This window comes from Porphyromonas crevioricanis (genome assembly GCF_900476255.1).
Taxonomy (GTDB): domain Bacteria; phylum Bacteroidota; class Bacteroidia; order Bacteroidales; family Porphyromonadaceae; genus Porphyromonas; species Porphyromonas crevioricanis.
Window position 1 is genome coordinate 242,389 of sequence record NZ_LS483447.1, and the last position, 18,475, is coordinate 260,863.

Sequence of the window (18,475 nt, forward strand, 5' to 3'; positions counted from 1 at the left end):
ACCTCAAATAGCAAAACACGGTCTGAAAGAACAAGGCTACCGACTTTCTATTGCGCAATGGTCTCCAATGGTCTCAAGAAAGAGAGAACAATCAAAAGATCGTTGTGGTCCATACAATGGCTTGTTTTAATGCATTTTCATTCTCAAAAAAAGAAGTTGGCCAATGGATGTTTATTCCATTGGCCAACTTCTTATGAATCAGAAAGAGAAAGAGAACTTAGCTCTCTAAATGTATCAAGCCTCTACAGCCTCTGCTTCTCGCTCGGTTTTCTCAGGAAGAGTAGTAAGCAACTTGCTCTCGGCTTGCACCTTCTCGTAATCATCCTTATGCATCACGATCAGCTTGTCGTAAGCGCGCAGACTAGTTCCGGCAGGTATGAGATGACCGCAGATCACATTCTCTTTGAGACCTTCAAGCGTATCGGACTTTCCGTTGATCGCAGCCTCATTAAGCACCTTGGTTGTCTCCTGGAAAGAAGCAGCACTCATAAAGCTGGTTGTCTGCAACGCAGCCCGAGTAATACCTTGCAGGATTTGGTTAGAAGTAGCTGGCTTAGCATCTCTGGTTACCACCGGACGCAAATCCTTGCGTTTGAGCATTGAATTTTCATCTCTCAATTTGCGCAAAGTTACGATCTGCCCCGGTTTGAAGTTCTGGGAGTCTCCGGCATCTTCAACAATCTTCTTATCCCAAATGCGGTCATTTTCTTCCATAACCTCCTGCTTATCCACGATCTGGCGCTCCAAGAAACGAGTATCTCCCGGATCCATGATCTCTACCTTACGCATCATCTGGCGAACGATCACCTCGAAGTGCTTGTCATTGATCTTTACACCCTGCAAACGGTAAACATCCTGCACTTCATTAACGATGTACTCTTGTACAGCCGTCGGACCTTTGATGGCCAAAATATCAGCCGGAGTGATGGCACCATCAGAAAGAGGGGTACCGGAACGCACGAAGTCGTTACTCTGCACCAAAATCTGCTTGGATAGAGGCACAAGGTATTTCTTCACCTCTCCGAGTTTGCTAGTCACCGTGATCTCACGATTACCTCGCTTAATACGACCAAAAGTAACCTCACCATCGATCTCAGAGACGACAGCCGGGTTGCTTGGATTACGTGCTTCAAATAACTCTGTCACACGAGGCAAACCTCCGGTGATGTCCCCTGACTTGCCTATGGCTCGTGGGATTTTCACCAATGTCTCCCCTACTTTAACCATGGTGCCAGAATCTTTGACTACGTGTGCACCAAGCGGAAGGTTATAAGTGCGCTGAGGATTGCCATTAGCATCGATAACCGTTACTGACGGAGCTTTTGTTTTATCCTTCGATTCGATAACGATCTTCTCTCGAAGTCCTGTTGTATCGTCAGATTCCACTTTGTAGGTAACATTCTCCTCGAAGTTCTCAAACTCCAGTTTACCATCAGACTCAGAGACAATAACAGCATTGAAGGGGTCCCATTCAAATATCACATCGCCCTTCTTCACACTATCGCCCTTCTGTTTGTAGAGCTTAGCTCCATAGGGAACATTGTGTGTCGCCAACACAATACCAGTATTGGGATCCACCTGACGCATCTCTGTCATTCGACTCACAACCACTGAATAAGGCTTATCAGAGTCTTCAACATCCACGATTCGTAGTTCCTCAAAATCAAGTACAGCATCAAACTTAGAAATCATGCTGTTTTCCGTAGCGATATTAGAAGCGATACCCCCAACGTGGAAAGTACGAAGAGTAAGCTGTGTACCTGGCTCTCCAATAGACTGAGCAGCAATCACGCCGACAACTTCTCCTCGCTGCACCATCTTGTTTGTAGCCAAATTACGACCATAGCACTTGGCACAAACTCCTTGTTTAGATTCACAAGTAAGTACAGAGCGAATCTCAACGGTCTCAATGGGCGAATCCTGAATCAGCTGAGCCTGCTGCTCACGAATTTCCTCTCCAGAATGAACAAGGATTTCCCCGGTATTCGGATGTACAACATCATGCACCGATACACGACCGAGTATACGATCGTAGAGAGAAGCAACAACCTCTTCGTTCTTACGCAGCTCTCCAGTGACTAATCCACGAAGAGTACCGCAATCCTCCTCAGATATAATCACATCATGAGAGACATCGACCAAACGACGTGTCAGATAACCGGCGTCAGCTGTCTTAAGAGCTGTATCCGCCAAACCTTTACGCGCTCCGTGAGTAGAGATAAAGTATTCCAATACCGATAGTCCCTCCTTGAAGTTCGAAAGAATCGGGTTCTCGATAATCTGCCCACCTTCTACACCACTCTTTTGAGGCTTAGCCATCAGGCCGCGCATACCGGATAGCTGACGAATCTGTTCCTTAGAACCACGCGCCCCGGAGTCCATCATCATGAACACCGAGTTGAAGCCTTCGTTATCCTTGGCCAGATGATCGATCAGCACATTAGACAACTTAGCATTGATATGTGTCCAAGTATCGATAATCTGGTTGTAGCGCTCATTGTTTGTGATGAACCCCATAGAGTAGTTGTTCATCGTTTCGGCCACTTTTTCATAGCCTTCATCGATCAACTTTTGCTTCTCCTGTGGAATAATCACGTCTCCAAGATTGAAAGACAATCCTCCCTTGAATGCCATGTAATAACCAAGGTTCTTGATATCATCCAGGAACTGAGCTGTTCGGGCCACACCACAGATCTTGATTACTAAACCAATGATATCTCGCAAAGCTTTCTTACCCAGCAGTTCATTGATGTACCCAACTTCCTCGGGAACAAGCTCATTCACCATCAAACGGCCAACAGAAGTCTCGACCATACGAGTCACAAGAGCACCGTCTACTCGATCTTCCACGAGGACTTTCACCGGAGCATGTAAATCAACTTTGCCCTCATTGTAGGCTATCGTGGCCTCTTCAGGTCCGTAGAAAGTGAGGCCGGCCCCTTTGGCTCCGGGTCTGAGCTTGGTGATATAATAGAGCCCCAATACCATATCCTGAGAAGGCACTGTGATAGGGGCACCATTGGCCGGGTTAAGGATGTTATGAGAGGCAAGCATCAAAATCTGGGCCTCAAGCACAGCCTCCGTACCCAAAGGCAAGTGTACCGCCATCTGGTCTCCATCGAAGTCCGCATTAAAAGCAGTACAAGACAATGGATGTAACTGAATGGCCTTACCCTCAATCATCTTGGGTTGAAAAGCCTGTATACCCAATCGGTGAAGAGTAGGAGCACGGTTAAGCAGCACCGGATGTCCTTTCATGACATTCTCCAGAATATCCCAAATCAGTGGCTCTTTGCGATCCACAATCTTTTTGGCACTCTTGACTGTCTTGACAATGCCTCGCTCTATCAGCTTACGTATCACAAACGGTTTATACAGCTCTGCAGCCATATCCTTTGGCAGACCGCATTCATGCATCTTCAGCTCGGGCCCAACCACGATAACCGAACGCGCAGAGTAGTCAACACGCTTACCCAGCAAGTTCTGACGGAAACGCCCTTGCTTGCCCTTCAAGCTATCAGAAAGGGACTTCAAAGGACGATTGTTATCCCCTTTTACGGCACTGCTCTTGCGACTATTATCAAAAAGACTGTCTACAGCTTCCTGAAGCATACGCTTCTCATTGCGCAAAATAACCTCCGGGGCCTTTATCTCGATGAGCCTCTTGAGGCGATTGTTACGTATGATAACTCTTCGATAAAGGTCATTCAAATCGGAAGTTGCAAAGCGTCCTCCATCCAATGGAACCAGAGGTCTCAGATCCGGTGGAATTACAGGAATGACCTTCATGATCATCCATTCGGGCTTATTGATATGTGCTGAAGAGCGGAAACTCTCAACTACCTGCAAGCGTTTAAGAGCTTCATTCTTGCGCTGTTGCGAATTGCCATGATTTGCACTGTAACGCAATTCGTAAGACAACTCGTCCAAGTTCACCCTTTGCAAAAGGTCATAAACAGCCTCAGCCCCTATTTTGGCAATAAACTTATTCGGGTCGGTATTGGGTAGCTCCTGATTTGTGGGGTCTTTTTTCAAGACTTCATCCAACAAATTGAGATATTCCTCCTCCGTTAGAGTATCCATTGCTGAAAGAGGTTTTTCCTCCTCTTCACGAAGCAGATGGGCAGCGATACCCGGTTGTACTACAATGTACTTCTCATAGTAGATAATAGCATCCAGGGTCTTAGTCGGCAATCCCAACAAATAGCCAATCTTGTTGGGCAAGGAACGGAAATACCAAATATGAGCCACCGGCACCTCTAGCAAGATATGCCCCATGCGCTCTCTGCGCACTTTTTTCTCGGTTACCTCTACACCACAACGGTCACAAACAATACCACGATAGCGAATACGCTTGTATTTACCACAATGGCACTCGAAATCCTTTACCGGTCCGAAGATACGTTCACAGAACAATCCATCTCGCTCAGGCTTATAGGTACGATAATTGATTGTTTCGGGCTTAAGAACTTCTCCACACGAGTTCTCCAAAATCTCTTCCGGGGAAGCAAGAGACACAGTGATACGGGAGAAATTGCTCTTTATCTTATTTTCTTTCTTAAAAGCCATATACCTTATGTGTTATTAGTATGCTCTGCCGACTCTCAGAGAGGAGAATCCTATTCCCGGAGAATCGGCAAAAAGGCATCAATCCAATCTGAAACTCAAGCCCAACCCACGGAGCTCATGCAAAAGGACATTGAGCGACTCCGGTATACCGGGAGTGGGCATTGAGTCTCCCTTGACAATTGCTTCATAAGCCTTGGAACGACCGGCCACATCATCAGACTTAATGGTGAGGATCTCTTGCAAAATATGAGAAGCACCAAAAGCTTCAAGGGCCCAAACTTCCATTTCTCCGAAACGTTGTCCCCCAAACTGAGCCTTACCGCCCAAAGGTTGTTGAGTGATAAGAGAGTATGGACCAATCGAGCGTGCATGCATCTTATCATCAACCATGTGCCCGAGCTTCAAGAAGTAGGTAACCCCGACAGTAGCCGGTTGATCAAAACGCTCACCTGTCCCTCCATCGTAGAGATAAGTCTTACCATTGCGAGGCAAACCGGCCCTGTCTGTCCACTCGTTCATATCCTCCAGGGAAGCTCCATCAAAGATCGGAGTGGCAAACTTAACATCGAGACGACGCCCGGCCCAAGCCAAAACGGCTTCAAATATCTGTCCGAGGTTCATACGCGAAGGTACACCCAACGGATTCAGACAGATATCTACCGGTGTCCCATCTTCCATGAAGGGCATATCTTCCTGACGTACAATCTTCGATACGATACCCTTGTTTCCGTGACGTCCGGCCATCTTATCCCCTACCTGTATCTTACGCTTCTTGGCAATATACACCTTGGCCATTTGTACAATTCCAATGGGGAGTTCATCTCCTATTGTCTCGTCTATCTTGCGACGTCTCAGTTCCGCCTCTATCTCTTTAGACTTGCGGATATAATTGACAGCAACGGCATTTATCAAGTCATTGGTATGCTCGTCATTCGTCCAACCGGAAAGCTGCACCTGATTGAAATCTATTGCCTCAAGATCTTTTCTAGCAAAACGGGCACCCGGCTTGATAATATCTACCTTCAAGTAGTCTTGCACCCCGGCAGACGTCTTGCCCTTGGTCAGGACAACCAACTTCTCAATCAACTGCTGACGTAAGTCGTGCTGACGCTTTTCGTAGATCTTATCGAGCTCTTCCTTTATATTTTTCTCTTGGCTTCTGGGCTTCTTCTTTACGACTTTGGAGAAGAGTTTGGTATCGATGACAACACCCGAAAGTGAAGGAGTCGCTTTGAGAGAGGCATCTTTCACATCTCCGGCTTTCTCTCCGAAGATTGCTCTAAGCAACTTTTCTTCTGGAGTCGGATCGGATTCGCCCTTAGGAGTGATCTTACCAATGAGAATGTCTCCCGGCTTAATCCGAGCTCCGATACGCACAATACCATTAGCATCGAGATCCTTTGTCGCCTCTTCACTTACATTGGGAATATCGCTAGTCAGCTCCTCAAAGCCACGCTTTGTCTCACGCACTTCGAGGGTATACTCATCTACATGCACAGAAGTAAAGAAGTCCTCCCTTACCATGCGCTCATTCAGCACAATAGCATCCTCATAGTTATAGCCCTTCCATGGCATATAAGCCACCTGCACGTTGCGTCCGAGAGCTAACTCTCCTCCCTGTGTAGAGTAACCTTCGGTAAGGATCTGGCCGGGTTTTACACGGTCTCCTTTGCGACAAGTCGGGCGAAGGTCTATTGTTGTGCTTTGGTTCGTCTTACGATACTTGGGGAGAGAATAGGTCACAACAGCATCGTCAAAGCTGATGAAGTCCTCTTCCTCTGTTCTGTCGTATTTAATCTTGATACAAGAAGCATCAACGAAAACGACCTCGCCATTTCTCTCTGCTACTACCTGTGTACGAGAGTCTTGTACAAGCTGAGCCTCGATCCCAGTACCAACAATAGGAGCTTCCGGACGAAGAAGTGGCACAGCCTGACGCATCATGTTCGATCCCATCAAAGCTCGGTTGGCATCATCATGCTCCAAGAAAGGAATAAGAGAAGCTGCAATAGAGGCAATCTGGGTAGGGGCCACGTCCATCAGATCGACTTCTTCGGGGGCAACCACAGGGAAGTCCGATCCATAACGAGACTTAACTTGGTCGCGAACAAAGCATCCTTCTTCATTCAACGGAGCATTCCCTTGAGCCACTGTCTTCTCTTCCTCTTCCTCTGCAGTATAATAGCCAAGGCCTGACTTAGAGAAATCCACCTTACCGTTCTTTACTGTACGATAAGGTGTCGAGATAAATCCCAATTCATTAATCTTGGCATACACGCAAAGCGAAGAAATCAAACCAATGTTGGGTCCTTCTGGTGTCTCGATAGGACACAAACGTCCATAGTGCGTATAGTGAACGTCACGAACCTCAAATCCAGCTCTCTCTCGGCTAAGTCCGCCCGGCCCCAAAGCTGAAAGTCGACGCTTATGGGTTATTTCGGCCAGAGGGTTGGTCTGATCCATGAATTGGGAAAGAGCATTCGTCCCAAAGAAAGAGTTAACAACAGACGATATGGTTTTGGCATTGACCAAATCTACGGGAGAGAATACTTCGTTGTCACGAACATTCATTCTATCTCGTACTGTGCGAGCCATACGTGCCAGACCTACACCAAACTGATTATAAAGTTGCTCTCCCACTGTCCGAACTCGACGGTTAGACAAGTGGTCGATGTCATCCACCGAAGCCTTTGAGTTTACTAATTCGATCAGATACTTGATAATCTCACGAATATCCTCCTTCGTGAGTACTCTTATCTCCGGGTCAATATTCAGGTTGAACTTCTTATTTATCCTGTATCGACCTACGTCGCCTAAGTCGTAGCGTTTTTCGGAGAAGAACAAACTCGTAATAACATCTCTTGCACTTGCCTCATCTGCAGGATCCGAATTACGAAGCTGCTTGTATATGTAAGACAAGGCTTCGTTCTCTGAATTACAGGGGTCTTTCTGCAGAGTATTGTAAATAACCGAATAGTCTACAAGATTGTCCGGATCATCCTTGTGCAAGACAATGGTCTGCGCTCCAGAATCCAAAATGTCCTGAATGTTCTCTTCTGTAAGTTCGACCTCTCTCTCAACCACGATCGAAACTCGCTCCATGGAAACAACCTCTCCCGTATCCTCGTCACTGAAGTCGTCCACATAAGTTTTGGTTACACGAGCGGCTACCTTACGACCGATGTTCTTCTTCAGGCTGGTCTTGTTTACCTTTATCTCATCTGCAAGACCAAATAGCTCCAATATGTCTTTGTCCGATTCGTATCCAATAGCACGCAACAATGTTGTCACAGGCAATTTCTTCTTTCTGTCGATGTACGCATACATGACATTATTGATGTCTGTGGCAAATTCGATCCAAGAGCCTTTGAAAGGAATAATACGAGCAGAATAAAGCTTAGTTCCGTTGGTATGAACGCTGGTCCCGAAGAACACACCGGGAGAGCGGTGCAATTGAGACACCACAACGCGCTCAGCTCCATTGATGACAAAAGTTCCCGACTCGGTCATGTAAGGAATAGGGCCAAGGAAAACATCCTGGATTACAGTCGAGAAATCCTCATGATCAGGGTCCGTACAATAAAGTTTCAGTTTAGCCTTGAGGGGGACACTGTAGGTGAGTCCACGACTGAGACACTCTTCGATAGAATATTTCGGAGGATCTATGTAGTAGTCCAAAAACTCAAGGACAAAGTTGTTTCGAGTATCAGTGATCGGGAAATTCTCTGCAAATACCTTATACAGACCTTCTTTCTTTCTTCGCTCCGGAGGGGTATCCAACTGCAAAAAATCCCTAAACGACTTGAGTTGTATCTCAAGGAAGTCCGGGAAAGGCAGCGGATTCTTAATTGAGGCGAAGTTTATTCTCTTATTCTTTTGCATGGACGCCATCTATGGTACGGGACTAAATAATAATACAAGGTTATTAGACACGAAAGGGTTAAGAACCCCAAAGAGGGGTTCTTAACCGTGGAAGCCTGATATTCAGGCCCAAAAGGAGCTTTTACTTAAGCTCAACTTCTGCGCCGGCTTCTTCGAGAGCTTTCTTGAGAGCCTCAGCTGTAGCCTTGTCTACACCTTCCTTAACGTTGGAAGGAGCTGCGTCTACCAAGTCTTTAGCTTCTTTAAGACCAAGACCACAGTGTTCTTTCACAGCCTTTACAACCTGAAGTTTAGCACCACCGGGGCTCTTGAGTACTACATCGAAAGATGTCTTTTCTTCCTCGGCAGCAGCAGCACCAGCACCAGGAGCAGCGACAGCAACAGCAGCAGCTGCGGGCTCAATGCCGTATTCTTCTTTGAGGACGGTAGCGAGTTCGCTAACTTCTTTCACTGTGAGGTTTACCAGTTGTTCAGCAATAGCTTTGATATCTGCCATTTTAGTATGATATTAATAAGTTTTTATTCGTTGTTTTGTTGAATTCATCTTTCTTCTAGAGTCTTCAATACACCATGGATGGTAGATCCGGCTGATTGAAGTGAAGAAACAACATTCTTGATAGGAGATTCCAGAAGAGAAATAACCTCTGCAAGTAGTTCTTCGCGACTCTTGATGGAAACCAAAGTATCCAGATGCTCAGCTCCAATATAGAAGCCTTCCTGTGCATAAGCTCCCTTGAGAGCTGGCTTTGTCTGCTTCTTCTTGGGATCCGAAGTCAAATCTTTGATGATACGAGCTGCAGCATTTGCTGTATGGCAAAGCATCAAAGCAGAACTTCCCTTGAGGATGGGATCGAACTGTTCAAACTCCTCACCCTTATTGTGCAGAGCAGCGCGAAGCAGCGTGTTCTTCACCATCATCAGTTTCACCTCCCCCTTGAAACAAGAGCGACGCAAACTCATAGTGGCTTCGGCATTGAGTCCCTCAATATCCACCAGATAGAAGTGTGGATATTCGGCCAATAGCTGTCCCAGCTTCTCTATTACTATACTCTTATCTTCCTTTTTCATAACACGTAGTACTCTTTAGTTATTGACCATCATCTACAGATCTAGGATCTACCTTGATACCAAGACTCATAGTGCTGGAGAGGAAGATACTCTTGATGTAAGTCCCCTTGGCTGCGGAAGGCTTCAGTTTGTTGAGCGTAGCTACAAATTCACGAGCATTCTCACAAATCTGATCCGCTCCGAAGGAAATCTTACCAATCGAAGAATGGACAATCCCGGCCTTATCGACCTTGAAGTCTATCTTACCGGCTTTCACCTCGCGGACGGCAGCGCCAACCTCATTTGTCACGGTGCCACTCTTGGGATTAGGCATCAAACCTCTCGGGCCCAATACTCTACCCAAAGCTCCGATCTTACCCATGATAGCCGGCATAGTGATAATCACATCTATGTCCGTCCAGCCTCCTTTGATCTTATTTATATACTCATCCAGTCCGACATAGTCAGCTCCGGCTGCTTTAGCCTCTTCTTCCTTGTCGGGGGTACACAAAGCCAATACTCGGACTTGCTTACCAGTACCATGAGGTAAAGTAACAACCCCACGAACCATCTGGTTTGCCTTTCGAGGGTCTACGCCCAGACGCACATCAATGTCCACGGAAGCATCGAACTTGGTAGAGGTAATCTCCTTAACCAAGGCAGAGGCATCCGCCAACGTATATGCTTTCCCCAGTTCTACCTTACTGAGAGCTAGCTTCTGATTTTTTGTCAGTTTTGCCATTTCAATTCAGATTTAGATATTTTCGGGGAAAGGACCCTTTACAGCAATACCCATACTGCGAGCCGTACCGGCTACCATCTTCATGGCAGACTCCACGGTGAAACAGTTCAGGTCGACAATCTTGTCTTCCGCTATTGCTCTAACCTGATCCCATGTGATCTGAGCCACCTTGCTGCGGTTAGGCTGAGCCGAACCAGACTTTTTCTTGGTCATCTCCAAGAGTTGTACAGCCACAGGAGGGGTTTTTACAATGAAATCGAAAGACTTATCGGCATAGTAGGTAATTACCACAGGTAACACCTTACCAGCCTTGTCCTGAGTCCTGGCATTGAATTGCTTGCAAAACTCCATTATATTGATACCCTTGGCACCCAATGCAGGGCCTACAGGCGGAGAAGGGTTTGCAGCTCCTCCTTTTATTTGCAATTTGATTTGTCCAGCAACTTCTTTAGCCATTGTTCTTGAATTAAATGTGAAACACGTTGCACTGTGTTCGATGAGAAAGGCGCAGTAATCTCAACCGCTATTCTTTCTCTACTTGAGAATAATCCAGCTCCAGTGGAGTTTTTCGACCGAAAATCTTCACCATCACCTTGAGCCGTTTCTTATCCGCATTTACGTCTTCGACGGAAGCAGTAAAGCCACCAAAAGCTCCGGAAATAACCTTCACTGTTTCTCCTACAACGAAATCAACATCGTAAGAGACATCCGAATCATCAAGTTGATCGGCTTTCCGCAGCATCTGATTAACTTCCGACTCTCTCAATGGGACAGGATTTCTCCCATCACCGAGAAAATCGATCACATTGGGTATGGTACGCAACGTATGCGCCACTTCTCCCACTAAATTGGCTTCTACCAATATATAGCCGGAGAGCAAGGGGCGCTCTACAAGCACCTTCTTGCCGGCACGCTGTGTCATCACCTTCTCTGTAGGAATAATCACGCGATCCACATGTTCACCGAGAGAGGAGTTGCGCTTCTCTGCTTCGATGTACTGCTTCACCTGATTCTCCTTGCCACTGATGGCCCGAAGTACGTAAAACTTCTTTTCGTCCGACATAGCACCAATGATCAGATGACAAGTTTATAAACCTGATCCATCAACTCATTAAACACCGTGTCAACGAGAAAGATAAAAAGAGCGATAATGATGGAAGCTACCATTACCACAACTGCACTATTGGTCAGCTCAGCCCTTGTAGGCCAAGAGACCTTGTGTACAAGCTCGCCATAGGAACCCTTGACATAAGCCCCTATTTTATTGAATACACTCATCGTATCAATCGTTTTATTGCACGGGTTGAGAGACTCGAACTCCCGACACCTGGTTTTGGAGACCAGTGCTCTACCAACTGAGCTAAACCCGTAACAGGGAAGGAAGTCAGACAAAGAGAGGGTGCAGAACCACTGGAGCTACACCCTCCTTCTATATCCTTCACTCGAAAGGTCAGAAAGTCGGCCCTCGATCTGAAGACCGACTTTCACCCTCCAATTATTAGTCAAGAGCTGTAATCTGACCAGCACCTACTGTACGTCCACCTTCACGGATAGCGAAGCGGAGACCTACGTTACAAGCAACCGGGTAGATCAACTCTACATTGATGGTTACATTGTCGCCAGGCATTACCATCTCTACACCTTCTGGGAGAGAGATCTCACCAGTTACGTCAAGGGTACGGATGTAGAATTGCGGGCGATACTTATTATGGAACGGAGTATGACGACCGCCTTCTTCTTTCTTCAGAATATAAACCTCAGCCTTGAAGTTCTTATGCGGAGTGATAGTACCCGGGTGAGTGATCACCATACCACGCTTGATTTCGTCTTTTTCGATACCGCGAAGCAAAAGACCTACGTTGTCACCAGCTTCACCCTCATCAAGGATCTTGCGGAACATTTCCACACCCGTAACAACAGACTTCATACCCTCAGCACCAAGACCGATAATCTGCACTTCATCGCCAGTCTTTACAATACCAGTTTCGATACGACCAGTAGCCACTGTACCACGACCTGTGATAGAGAACACGTCTTCAACTGGCATCAAGAAAGGCTTGTCTTTCTCACGCTCAGGCAGGGGCACCCACTCATCCACGGCAGCCATAAGCTCCATAATCTTCTCTTCCCACTTAGCGTCCCCATTCAGAGCACCCAAAGCAGAACCACGGATGATAGGAGTATTGTCGCCATCAAAATTATAGAAAGAGAGGAGCTCTCTCATGTCCATTTCAACAAGCTCGAGCATTTCCTCATCGTCTACCATGTCACACTTGTTCATAAACACAACAAGTCTCGGCACATTTACCTGACGAGCCAAGAGGATGTGCTCACGAGTCTGAGGCATAGGACCATCAGTAGCAGCTACTACGATGATAGCACCGTCCATCTGAGCCGCACCCGTTACCATATTCTTCACATAGTCAGCGTGACCCGGACAGTCTACGTGAGCGTAGTGACGGTTAGCCGTCTCATACTCTACGTGCGAAGTATTGATAGTAATACCTCTTTCCTTTTCCTCGGGAGCATTGTCGATAGAGTCGAATGAACGGAGTTCAGACAAACCATTCTTGGCCAACACCGTAGTGATAGCAGCCGTAAGAGTTGTCTTACCGTGGTCGACGTGACCGATCGTACCAATATTTACGTGTGGTTTCGATCTGTTGAAATGTTCTTTTGCCATAACCTATTATTCTGTTTCTGATTAAGTTGTTCTATTACGCTAACCACAAATCCGAGCCGATGCCGGGATTTGAACCCGGGACCTCTTCCTTACCAAGGAAGTGCTCTACCACTGAGCTACATTGGCGAATTCTTTCGGTTCTCCGACTAACATCGGACTGCGGTGGGCAGTGATGGATTCGAACCACCGAAGGCGTAAGCCAGCTGAGTTACAGTCAGCCCCATTTGGCCACTCTGGTAACTGCCCTTCCGGGATAAGTACCCCCGGTGCAAATCTCAACCGGAACGATTATCGGCTGCAAATTTAGCAAGTTTTCCATTACCTCCAAATATTCTGAGAAGAAAAAGTACCGAAACTCGCACGCCCCCACCTCTCTGAGAGAGAAACAAAGCCGGAGAAAAAAAGTAGGAAATTCACCCTCCGGCTCTTTGTTTTTATCTGTCCTTGAGACGCTCAATCTGTTTCTTAAGAGCATCGATACACTCATCTATGGCAGCCTCAAATGTATCGGACGACTTCTGAGCAAACAATTCGGCACCTCGGACCGGTATCTGAATGGAAGCATGCTTATTCTCAACTGTCTCGGGTTTAACAACCTTCAGGACAACCTCTGCCACCATCGCATCCTCCACGAAACGCTCCAACTTAGAAAGTTTCTTCTCTATAAACTGCTTTAGCTGATCTGTGGCATCAAAATGTAAAGCCTGAATTCTCACGTTCATAACATCTTGTTTTTTTGCTCTCGGATGAGCGTTGTACATCTGTTTCAGCTGCCCGAAAGTGCTATGCGTATACCCCACCGTAGTACTGAGACTCTGATGACCGAGCAACTCTTTCACTGCCAGCAAATCGGCCCCCTCATTGAGCATCGCTGTGGCGAAAGAATGACGCAACACATGCGGACCTCTACGAGCCAAATGAGGGAAGTGGATGAGCACCCGGTGTACGATATGATACACATCCTTCACCTCGAGTGGGCTGCCACTCAAAGATACAAAAAAAGAATCAGGTCTTACAATCTTTTCATCTCTCAAAACCCGCCACTTGCCAATCAGCTCAGCCAAACCTATCCCAAAGGGAATAATACGCTCTTTGTTGCGCTTACCCAAGACTTTGATCTTTCGAGATTGAATATCCACATCTGTGTCTTTGAGAGCGGCACATTCGGAGCGTCGTATGCCTGTCTGATAGAGCATCTCAAGCAACAAATGATCTCTCATTTGTTCAAAATCGGTGTCATCATAGGGCATACCCAACAATTCATCCATTTCCTGATCTGGGATAAATGCCGGGAGAGGCTTCTCCACTTTGGGACTTCGGAGATAACGAACCGGATTGTTTTCGATCCGACCATTCTTTTGCAGATATAAATAGAAAGATTTGAGCGAGGACAGCTTTCGACGGACTGACCTCGGAGCCAACCCTCTGCCCATCTCCTGCGAAAGCCATTTGCGAACACGATCTCTATCCAAACCGGAGGGGCTAAAATCTGCCCCCTCCCCTATCTCGACAAGGAAAAGCTGGTAGTCTCGCAAATCGGACAAGTATGCAGACAGTGTATAGGGAGACATATTGCGCTCATATTTCAAATAGCGCACATAGCCCTCTATCTCTCCAAAGAGAGGCAAATCATCATCAGTCTGCGAAATATCCGAAGTAGAAAAACATTCCATGTACAATCTTTTCACATTCAAGTTGTCGTATCTGGATGGGGGGGGGAGGATAATAATAGGAATAAGGTCGGCCTTTATGAGGGAAAAAAATAGAAGAGAAGAAAAACAGATCTGCTCTTAAAAACAATTCAAAGAAACCGAGGCAACCTCAACTTTTACTTGACAACCGTTTCGCTCACAATCAAAGAAAAGGAGATCGCCCCGGCCCGAGACAAAGATACATAGCGCAAAAGGTATTTCCATCGCACCGAGATATCTCCCCGACTAAAAGACCGTATGGGAGAGCCTTCCTCGCTCGGCATCCCGGCCTGCTATGGACCAAATCTCTCGCACCAATCCCAATTCCAACACATTGACCCATCGAGAGGAGCGAATCCGCCCCAAAGTCGTGTCATCAAAAGACATCCTATAGGCCACCCTAAAAGTAAAGTAGCGTGGCAACGGAAGGTCTAAAGACAAATCCGTTCTTATCCGCTGAGTAATACCGGGATGAGTCAAATGCATCCCTTCCTTCACCCCTCGGCTAATTTTCTCAGGCAAGAAATGTTCATAATAACTTTCTCCGTAATCCACCCCGAAAGCTGTTCCTAAAAAGGACTGATGCCAGGAAAAAGAGACAAGGGCAGGGAAGCGATCAAGAGGCAGTCGGTAGGTGAGTAATAAGGCAGCTTGCAAATCTCCATGCAGTTTAAGAGTAGCGGGATTGTTTCCATTGCGAGTACTAAAAATCCCTCCCAACCCACAATCGAACCCTGGCCCCAAATAACAAGCAATCGGAGTGGGAAGCTTGATTAGCCAAAGAGGAGTTATCCCCAATCTTCCGTCTACCCCCCAAAAAGAAGCATTACCAACTGGATTATCTGCCCAATCGGCTTCTATCTGCCCATAGTAATGGAGCAAAAGAGACTTATCTGCCTTTAGCCCTGTGTAGCGTTTGTATCCATACCCAGAAGTTAGTCCTCCGTAGCGCAATGGGGACAAATAGGTATCTTTGAGGTAGAGCCCTCCGACATTCAATGTATTGACTGTGCGACTCGTATGCACCTGCTGTGCCGACATGCCGACAAAGCAGATAAGCCAAAAAGGAATGATCCGGACAAGCCGAACACGACTAAACATCCAATGGAGCAAACTCATTTATCCTCTTCTTCAGTCAAAGTTTCTTCTGAAAAATCCAATCGGGGAACTCCTAAGATCCGGTCTCTCCACTCCATGTCAGTAATGGAATCCTCGTCTTCTTCAGTGTTTTCTGTATCACTTGAAACAGAATCTTGTGGCAACGATGTCTCTTCCGGCTGTCGCAGAGGTTCCAGCTCCTCTACCTTGTCAATCTCATAAGTAGAGACACGCTTCCCTTTTGCTTTGATACTCTTTATTCCAACAAAGCTCTCTGCCTCTATCCTCAAAGGTGGGCGGTCAATGTCGGCTCCCGCAAAACGAGCCTCCAGATAGGGATAGGGCGTATCGGTGAGCAATAATAATCGACTTGATTCATCATCGCCCTGAATACGCATCCTCTGATCCCCCTCCATGACAAAACGCTTAAGGTAGACAAATCCCTGTTCGGCATTGTAGTAAACAGCTGTCCACACCTTGTCGGGGTGATAGATCTCTATCCGTGAGACATTAGATTCATAATGATTTGTGTCGCTACAATCAGTCAGATAACACTCCCCGGGGGAAAGAATTACGAGCATCTTGTCTTCCGGCTTAAAGCTACCGATCAGTTCTCCTTGGCCATCGTAGTTGAGACGCATCACATCTCTATCGAACCAAATCTGCCGTGCGCCAAGCGTTGAAGCTCCTTTCTCTTTAAGGCTAATCTTGTGCACTTCAGCTCGAGTAAGCAAATTCCCTCGAGCGGTACGCGCTTTGATGAGGATGTCACTGAAATCCTTCTCAAAAACAAGGATCCTCTGTCGGGGGCGTGGCTTGAGTATGATCTTCACCGTTTCGGCCTCAGCGTTACGGTTGACCGAAAAGTAAACCACCTTGGAGCCTGCTTTCCCCTGAGTCAGGTCATATTCACGATCCCTCACATAAGAGGTGATGTTGAATCGTTTGATATAGAACGGGCTCTTCTTGCCATCACGATAAATCACATTGTAAACAGTGCGTTCGCGACTTCGCTCAAAACGATCGATATGGATCACCTCTCCCCTGCCGACAAATTTCTTCTCCTCTACTTTGGAAACCATATAACGTCCATCACGGAAGAAAATGATAAACTCGTCCAGATCCGAGCAGTTGCACACAAACTCACTCTCCTTAAGGGCTGTACCGATGAAGTTCTCTTCTCTATTGATATAAAGTTTCTGGTCCAGAGCTACCACTTTGGTTGCCTCTATTTGTGTCCAACTCACCAATTGAGAACGACGTGGGTACGCTTCTCCATATTGTTCGGCCAAATGTTCATACCAGCGTATCGTGTAGGCCACAATCCCGGCGATGTTTTTCTTTAGCTCATCTATCTTTCTCTCCAACTCCAGCATCATCGCTTCGTGTTTGGGGATGTTGAAGCGAAGGATCCGAGCCATTCTGATTTCGAGCAGTCGCCTGAGATCCTCCTCTGTCACTGGACGCAAAAGATTCTCTTTCCAGGGCTCCAAACGTCGGTCTATATGTACCAATACGCTGGGCTCATCGGGGGCTTCTTCAAAGGCCTGATCTTTATAAATTCTTTCCTCTATAAAGATCCGCTCCAGAGATGCAGCCATATATTGCTGTTCATGCTCATTGAGCCGATGCTGCAACTCCATGCGAAGCAGCTCTCGGGTACGATCCACACTCATCCGCAACAGCTCACCCACAGAAAGGAACTCCGGCCGCTCATCTCGTATCACACAAGCATTGGGCCAGAGATTAACCTCACAATCGGTGAAAGCATAAAGAGCATCGATGGTCTTATCCCCGGAAACCCCAGCAGGCAGGTAAACTCGGATATCAACCTCCGAGGCAGTCATATCAACCACTTGTTTGATCTTTATTTTTCCTCGTTCGTTGGCTTTCAGTATAGAATCGATCAGGGAAGATGTCGTCTTACCGGCCGGCAACTCACTAATAGAGAGGGTTCTATTGTCTATTTTACCAATTCGAGCTCGGCTCTTGACACGCCCTCCGCGTCTGCCATCGGCATAGCCGGAGACATCGACTAACCCTCCGGTGGGAAAATCGGGATAAAGCTCAAAGTCTTCACCACGGAGATAGTGACAGGCTGCCTCTATAATCTCACAGAAATTATGCGGAAGGATTTTAGACGATAAGCCCACTGCAATCCCTTCGGCTCCCTGCAACAAAAGGAGAGGGAATTTGACCGGCAAAGCCACTGGCTCATCGGCAGAACCATCGTAAGTTCGTTTCCAATCGGTGATTTTATCATCAAATAGGACTTCCTGAGCAAAAAGGGATAGTCTCGCCTCTATATAACGACCAGCCGCAGCACTGTCTCCAGTGAAGATATTCCCCCAGTTACCCTGCATATCAATCAGATAGCCCTTTTGCCCCAACTGCACCAAAGCATCGTTGATCGAAGCATCACCATGTGGATGATAGGCCATAGTCGCCCCCACAATCTTGGCTACTTTGGTCATCCGCTCGGGGCCTAACACGTGCATGGCATAGAGCACTCGCCTCTGTACTGGTTTCAGGCCATCCTCTATATGTGGTACGGCGCGCTCAAGGATCACGTAAGAAGCATAGTCTAAGAACCAGCTCCTATACATACCACCCAAATTTTTCATTACGGAGGCTGTTGTTTCAGGCAAATACTCCGACTTAGCATCTGCAGCCTCCAATGTGTCTGCTTCAGCTTGTTCTGACCCTATTTCCCCGGGTAACTCCTCATCGTACTCTGTCATAACTTGGTTATCTGAACTAAAA

12 protein-coding genes and 3 tRNA genes are annotated in these 18,475 nt (G+C 46.8%); all 15 read right to left on the reverse strand.

The window, feature by feature from the left end:
- Positions 1-234: 234 nt before the first annotated feature.
- Complete coding sequence (rpoC, locus tag DQN70_RS01180; protein WP_111759311.1) at positions 235-4,569, reverse strand: DNA-directed RNA polymerase subunit beta'; 4,335 nt, start codon at positions 4,567-4,569, stop codon at positions 235-237.
- 78 nt (positions 4,570-4,647) lie between these two features.
- A complete protein-coding gene (rpoB, locus tag DQN70_RS01185) occupies positions 4,648-8,460 on the reverse strand; it encodes a DNA-directed RNA polymerase subunit beta (RefSeq protein ID WP_036888380.1) in 3,813 nt (1,270 codons plus the stop codon).
- A 112-nt stretch (positions 8,461-8,572) separates the two neighbouring features.
- The gene (gene rplL / locus DQN70_RS01190) at positions 8,573-8,947 is read right to left on the reverse strand and encodes a 50S ribosomal protein L7/L12 (protein WP_023936394.1); all 375 of its coding nucleotides are present in this window, start codon (positions 8,945-8,947) and stop codon (positions 8,573-8,575) included.
- 44 nt (positions 8,948-8,991) lie between these two features.
- Positions 8,992-9,519: a 50S ribosomal protein L10 gene (gene rplJ / locus DQN70_RS01195; RefSeq protein ID WP_023936393.1), complete on the reverse strand. Its 528-nt coding sequence runs from the start codon at positions 9,517-9,519 to the stop codon at positions 8,992-8,994.
- A gap of 19 nt (positions 9,520-9,538) precedes the next feature.
- Positions 9,539-10,240: a 50S ribosomal protein L1 gene (rplA, locus tag DQN70_RS01200; RefSeq protein WP_023936392.1), complete on the reverse strand. Its 702-nt coding sequence runs from the start codon at positions 10,238-10,240 to the stop codon at positions 9,539-9,541.
- Positions 10,241-10,252: 12 nt separating this feature from the next.
- On the reverse strand, positions 10,253-10,696 hold the full coding sequence (gene rplK / locus DQN70_RS01205; protein ID WP_023936391.1) for a 50S ribosomal protein L11: 444 nt from the start codon (positions 10,694-10,696) through the stop codon (positions 10,253-10,255).
- A 67-nt stretch (positions 10,697-10,763) separates the two neighbouring features.
- On the reverse strand, positions 10,764-11,303 hold the full coding sequence (nusG, locus tag DQN70_RS01210; RefSeq protein ID WP_023940689.1) for a transcription termination/antitermination protein NusG: 540 nt from the start codon (positions 11,301-11,303) through the stop codon (positions 10,764-10,766).
- A gap of 11 nt (positions 11,304-11,314) precedes the next feature.
- The gene (gene secE / locus DQN70_RS01215; protein ID WP_023936387.1) at positions 11,315-11,518 is read right to left on the reverse strand and encodes a preprotein translocase subunit SecE; all 204 of its coding nucleotides are present in this window, start codon (positions 11,516-11,518) and stop codon (positions 11,315-11,317) included.
- Between the two features lie 19 nt (positions 11,519-11,537).
- Positions 11,538-11,610, reverse strand: a tRNA-Trp gene (locus DQN70_RS01220).
- Between the two features lie 128 nt (positions 11,611-11,738).
- Positions 11,739-12,923 (reverse strand): elongation factor Tu, encoded by a 1,185-nt coding sequence (tuf, locus tag DQN70_RS01225; protein WP_023936385.1) that lies wholly within the window; start codon positions 12,921-12,923, stop codon positions 11,739-11,741.
- A 54-nt stretch (positions 12,924-12,977) separates the two neighbouring features.
- Positions 12,978-13,049: transfer RNA gene (locus DQN70_RS01230), tRNA-Thr, on the reverse strand.
- 37 nt (positions 13,050-13,086) lie between these two features.
- Positions 13,087-13,169 (reverse strand) — tRNA-Tyr (locus DQN70_RS01235).
- Between the two features lie 188 nt (positions 13,170-13,357).
- On the reverse strand, positions 13,358-14,611 hold the full coding sequence (hpf, locus tag DQN70_RS01240) for a ribosome hibernation-promoting factor, HPF/YfiA family (protein ID WP_231968850.1): 1,254 nt from the start codon (positions 14,609-14,611) through the stop codon (positions 13,358-13,360).
- Positions 14,612-14,860: 249 nt separating this feature from the next.
- A complete protein-coding gene (locus tag DQN70_RS01245; protein ID WP_023936377.1) occupies positions 14,861-15,733 on the reverse strand; it encodes a hypothetical protein in 873 nt (290 codons plus the stop codon).
- Complete coding sequence (locus DQN70_RS01250; protein ID WP_023940685.1) at positions 15,730-18,453, reverse strand: DNA gyrase/topoisomerase IV subunit A; 2,724 nt, start codon at positions 18,451-18,453, stop codon at positions 15,730-15,732. The genes DQN70_RS01245 and DQN70_RS01250 overlap by 4 nt, the downstream gene beginning before the upstream one ends.
- Positions 18,454-18,475 lie beyond the last annotated feature (22 nt).